The sequence below is a fragment of the Polaromonas sp. P3_C2 genome (assembly GCF_056402675.1).
This window is the reverse complement of the sequence record NZ_JBFUGX010000312.1, coordinates 1-4953: the sequence shown is the minus strand read 5'-3', so window position 1 is coordinate 4953 and position 4953 is coordinate 1. Positions and strand designations below refer to the sequence as shown.

The following is a 4953-nucleotide window of genomic DNA, read 5'->3' as shown; positions in this document are numbered from 1 at the left end:
GCCGTATCAGCGGCATGCTGGCCAGGAAAGACATCGGGTTCTGGCGCCTGGCCTTCACGGCCCGCTGCCAGATGTCGCGCGTGACGGCCAGGTAGAGCGGGCCGCTCACCAGCGTCGAACTGGTCAACAACGGGTGCGGGTGTTCATAAAAACCAAGGGCAAAGTCCACGCTGCGCGTCAACAGTGCCTGCACCATCTGGTCCTGGTGCAGGGTGCGCACCTCGACGCGAACGCGCGGGTAGCGCGCCATGTGCCTTTCCAGCACCAGCGGGAGAAACTCATGGCTGACGGACGGAATGGCCGCAAGCCGTACCTGGCCGCCGGCCGACTGCCGCAGGTTGACGGCAATGCGCTTGAGCCCGTCCAGCTTCTGGTGGATTTGCGAGGATTCTTCAAACAGCACGCGCGCTTCGGGCGTGGGGGCCAGCGTGCCCTTGCCGCGGGTAAAAAGTTTGTAGCCCAGTTGCAATTCCGTGTGCGCAATCGTCTTGCTGACGGCCGAGGGCGTGATGCAGATCAGCCGCGCCGCGGCGCTCATGTTGCCGGTCTGCATCACCGCCTGGAAGACTTCAAGTTGCCTGAGGTTCATGTCGCTGCGGGTATGTCGCTGCCGGGTCGCCGGAGACGCATGGGGCCATGCTGCTGAAGGGTGTGAGTTTTAGTCATACCCCTCGTTACATTATGCATCGCTGGGGGCTGCCAGCGTCGCTACGATGAGCCACCTTTGGCCGCAAGGCCAGGGAAATCGCCGCACAGGCAGGTGAAACCGCTTGTTTTGCTCGCTGTGCGCAAAAAATCAGACAAATTCCATTTCCTTGGAGACATACATGCAAATAACCTCAACATTTCGTCACATGGGCGCCGCGCTTGGCCTGGTGGCGTTTACCACGCTCGGCGCGCCCGCGCTGGCGCAAACCGCCGCCAAACCCAATGTCGTGATCCTGGCCACCGGCGGCACCATTGCCGGCGCCGGCGCTTCGGCCCTGAACAGCGCGACCTACGCTGCCGCCAAGGTGCCGGTCGACAAGTTGCTGGCCGGTTTGCCGGAATTGGCCAACGTGGCCAACGTCAAGGGCGAGCAGGTCTCGCAAATTGCTTCCGAAAGTTTCACTAACGACAACCTGGTGAAATTGGGCAAGCGCATCTCGGCGCTGGTCAAGCAGTCCGACGTGGACGGCATCGTGGTGACCCACGGTACCGACACCCTGGAAGAAACCGCCTACTTCCTGAATCTCGTGATCCGCACCAGCAAGCCCATCGTGGTGGTCGGCTCCATGCGCCCGGGTACGGCGCTGTCGGCCGATGGTGCGCTCAACCTGTTTAACGCCGTCAGCGTGGCCGCCAGCAAGGATGCCGCCGGCAAAGGCGTGCTGGTCACGATGAACGACGAACTCCAGAGCGGCCGTGATGTCACCAAAACCATCAACATCAAGACCGAGGCCTTCAAGAGCCAGTGGGGCCCGCTGGGCATGGTGGTGGAAGGCCAGAATTACTGGTTCCGCGCGCCCGTGAAGCGCCACACCGCGCAGTCCGAATTCAACATTGACGAATTCGAGGCGCTGGCGCCGGTAGATATCGTCTATGGCTACGGCAACGTGCCGCGCTCTGCGGTGGACTCTGTCGGCAAGACTGGTATCAAGGCCCTGATCCACGGCGGCACCGGCAACGGCTCCGTGGCCGACCGTGTGGTTCCTGCGCTGCAGGAAGTTCGCGCCAAAGGCATCCAGGTCGTGCGCTCCTCGCGTGTGCCCGAAGGCTTTGTGCTGCGCAACGCCGAGCAGCCTGACGACAAGTACGACTGGGTGGTCGCGCATGACCTGAACCCGCAAAAGGCCCGCATCCTGGCCGCCGTGGCCTTGACCAAGAACATTGACAGCAAGGAACTGCAGCGCATCTTCTGGCAATACTGAGTTTTTGCGCAACCAAAAAAGGAGGGCGATGCCGGCAACGGCATCGCCCTCTTTTGTTTGCGCGGCGAGCGCGGGAAGTGCTTACAGCTGGCTCATGCCGCCGTCGACGATCAGCTCGGTGCCGACAATAAAAGCCGCATCAGGCGATGACAAATACACCACGGCGCTGGCCACTTCGTCGGGCGTGCCGAAGCGTTTCAGCGGCACTTGCGCCTGGATGCCGGCGGCCAGCGCATCGAGCTGGTCTGCAGGCACGCCAAGCTTGCCGTACAGCGGCGTCGTAACCGGGCCGGGGCTCACCACATTGACGCGGATGCCACGCGCCACCAGCTCACCCGACAGCGTTTTTGCCAGCGAAATCAACGCGGCCTTGCTGGCGGCGTAAACGCTGGAGTTGGGCATGCCGATGTGGGCATTGATCGATCCGTTCAGGATGATGGCGGCGCCCGTGTTCAGCAGCGGCGACAGCGCCTGGATCGCAAAGAATGCGCCTTTCACGTTGACGTTGAAGGTGTCGTCCCAGAGTGCTTCGTCTACGCTTTCCAGCGGGGCGAACTTGGCCAGGCCGGCATTGATGAACACGGCGTCCAGCGTGACGCCTTCGGCGGCCAATGCGCTGGCCAGTGCCTTGGCCGAGCCGCTGGCCCCTGCGTCGTTGCGCAGGGCGATGGCGCCTGTGCCCAGTTGGGTTTTGGCTTGGTCCAGTGACACCTGGTCCCGGCCGGTGATGACGACCCGCGCGCCTTGCCCGGCGAATTGCAAGGCGGTGGCCAGGCCGATGCCGCTGTTGCCRCCSGTGACSAGCACGGTYTTGTTGGCGAAGCGGGGTGTGAATGAAGTGGTTTGCGTGGTCATGTCGATTTCCTTTGTCTTGGTTGGGGTTCCTGGTTCGGTGGGCTTCCTGCCTGCCGATGAGTCCAATGTAAGTTTCATCTTCTATTGGAGGAAGGCCGTAAAACTGATTTAATCATTCATCTTTTATGAATGATGGGGGTTGAAATGGACCGGCTGCGTGCGTTTGAGATGTTTGTCACCGTGGTGGGCCGCGGCAGTTTCACGCGTGCGGCCGATGCGCTGGACACCTCGCCGGCCAACGTCACCCGCTATATCAATGAGCTGGAAGCCCACCTCGGCACGCGCCTGCTCAACCGCAGCTCCCGCAAGCTCTCGCTCACCGAAAGCGGCGAAGCGCTGTATGAGCGCAGCAAGTCGATTCTTGAAGAGGTTGCCGACGCGGAGGCGCTGGCCTCGTCGGCAACCCTGCAGCCGCGCGGGCGCCTGCGCATCAATGCGCCTGTGAGCTTTGGCATCCGGCACCTGGCGCCGTTGTGGCCGCGCTTCATGCAAAGCTATCCGGAGGTGGAGCTCGACATTGCCCTCAGTGACCGCGTGGTGGACATCGTGGAAGAAGGCTACGACCTCGCCATACGCATCTCGCGCACGGGGCCGGCCACCCATGCAGCCCGCAAGCTGGCGACTTCCTGCAACATCCTCTGTGCCGCGCCGGCCTACCTGAAAAAGCACGGCCGCCCGGTTGTGCCCGCCGACCTCGCGGGCCACAGCTGCCTGGGCTACACCTATGCCGCCACCGCCAACGAATGGCATTTCACCGACAACGAGGGCCGCCCGCACGCGGTCAAGGTCAACTACATCATGCACGCCAACAACGGCGATACCGCCCGCGAAGCGGCCGTGGCCGGGCTGGGCATCATCTGGCAGCCGGCTTTCCTGGTTGGGGAAGACCTGCGCGAAGGCCGGCTGGTGCCCTTGCTGCCGGGCTACCGCATGCCTGAAATCGACGTGCTGGCGGTGTACCCCAGCCGGCGGCACTTGAGCGCCAAGGTCCGTGTGATGGTGGATTTCCTGGTGGAGGCCTTCAAGACCGGGCCCGGCTGGTATGTGCCGCCCACCCAGATGCCGCCCACCAAGGCGCCCGCGCGCCGCCGCGTAAAATGACCGGCTTGGCGGCCGCCACCTGAGGCGCCGCTCCCCGGGCCTGCAATCCAGGTGCCCCGCGTTTGGCAAAACTCCACTCTTATGCTTACTTTCCAGCAAATTATTTTGAAGCTGCAGTCCTATTGGGCTGACCAGGGTTGCGCGCTGCTGCAGCCCTACGACATGGAAGTCGGCGCAGGCACTTCGCACACCGCGACGTTTCTGCGCGCGCTGGGCCCCGAGCCCTGGAAAGCCGCCTATGTRCAGCCCAGCCGCCGACCCAAGGACGGCCGCTACGGCGAGAACCCCAATCGCTTGCAGCACTACTACCAGTACCAGGTCGTGCTCAAGCCGGCACCGGCCAACATCCTCGAGCTCTACCTCGGTTCGCTGGAAGCGCTGGGCTTTGACCTGAAGAAAAACGACATCCGTTTTGTCGAAGACGATTGGGAAAACCCGACGCTGGGCGCCTGGGGCCTGGGCTGGGAAGTCTGGCTCAATGGCATGGAAGTCACGCAGTTCACCTACTTCCAGCAGGTCGGCGGCATCGACTGCAAACCCGCCACCGGCGAAATCACCTACGGCTTGGAGCGCCTGGCCATGTATTTGCAAGGCGTGGACAACGTCTACAACCTGACCTGGACCGAAGGGCCTGATGGCTCGAAGCTGAGCTACGGCGACGTCTACAAACAAAACGAAGTCGAGCAGTCCACCTACAACTTCGAGCACAGCGACGCCGATTTCCTGTTCACCGCTTTCACGGCGCATGAAAAGCAGGCCAAACACCTGATCGACGTGCAGCTGGCCCTGCCGGCCTATGAGCAGGTGCTGAAAGCTGCCCACAGCTTTAACCTGCTGGACGCCCGCGGCGCCATCAGCGTGACCGAGCGCGCCGCCTATATCGGCCGCATCCGCAACCTCGCCCGCGCCGTGGCGCAAAGCTATTACGAAAGCCGTGAGCGCCTGGGCTTCCCGATGGCACCGCGCGAGTGGGTCGAGCAGATGGCGAAGAAGGCCGCCTGATGATTCTGGAAATCGCCCAGTTGCAGGTCAAGCCCGGCGAAGCGTCCGCTTTCGAGGCGGCTTTTGCCCAGGCGCAGGCCATCAT

5 protein-coding genes are annotated in these 4953 nt (G+C 62.9%); 3 read left to right on the top strand and 2 right to left on the bottom strand.

Translation table 11 applies throughout. The features are described from left to right. Window positions 1-589 (bottom strand): LysR family transcriptional regulator (locus tag AC1DWI_RS13755; RefSeq protein WP_477725028.1); only part of this gene is annotated, 589 nt, incomplete at its 3' end. Window positions 590-854: 265 nt separating this feature from the next. On the opposite strand from AC1DWI_RS13755, the gene AC1DWI_RS13750 reads away from it, so the two are divergent. Then, window positions 855-1910 (top strand): asparaginase, encoded by a 1056-nt coding sequence (locus AC1DWI_RS13750; RefSeq protein ID WP_477670218.1) that lies wholly within the window; start codon window positions 855-857, stop codon window positions 1908-1910. A gap of 81 nt (window positions 1911-1991) precedes the next feature. Here the strand turns inward: AC1DWI_RS13750 and AC1DWI_RS13745 are convergent, their stop codons facing one another. After that, window positions 1992-2765 carry an SDR family oxidoreductase gene (locus AC1DWI_RS13745; protein ID WP_477670111.1) on the bottom strand — a complete coding sequence of 258 codons (774 nt, stop codon included), beginning with the start codon at window positions 2763-2765 and terminating at the stop codon, window positions 1992-1994. A gap of 144 nt (window positions 2766-2909) precedes the next feature. Between AC1DWI_RS13745 and AC1DWI_RS13740 the strand changes: the two genes are divergently transcribed. After that, complete coding sequence (locus AC1DWI_RS13740; protein ID WP_477670217.1) at window positions 2910-3866, top strand: LysR family transcriptional regulator; 957 nt, start codon at window positions 2910-2912, stop codon at window positions 3864-3866. 81 nt (window positions 3867-3947) lie between these two features. Next, window positions 3948-4868, top strand: a complete 921-nt coding sequence (gene glyQ / locus AC1DWI_RS13735) for a glycine--tRNA ligase subunit alpha (RefSeq protein ID WP_348049382.1) — start codon at window positions 3948-3950, stop codon at window positions 4866-4868. Window positions 4869-4953: the final 85 nt, after the last annotated feature.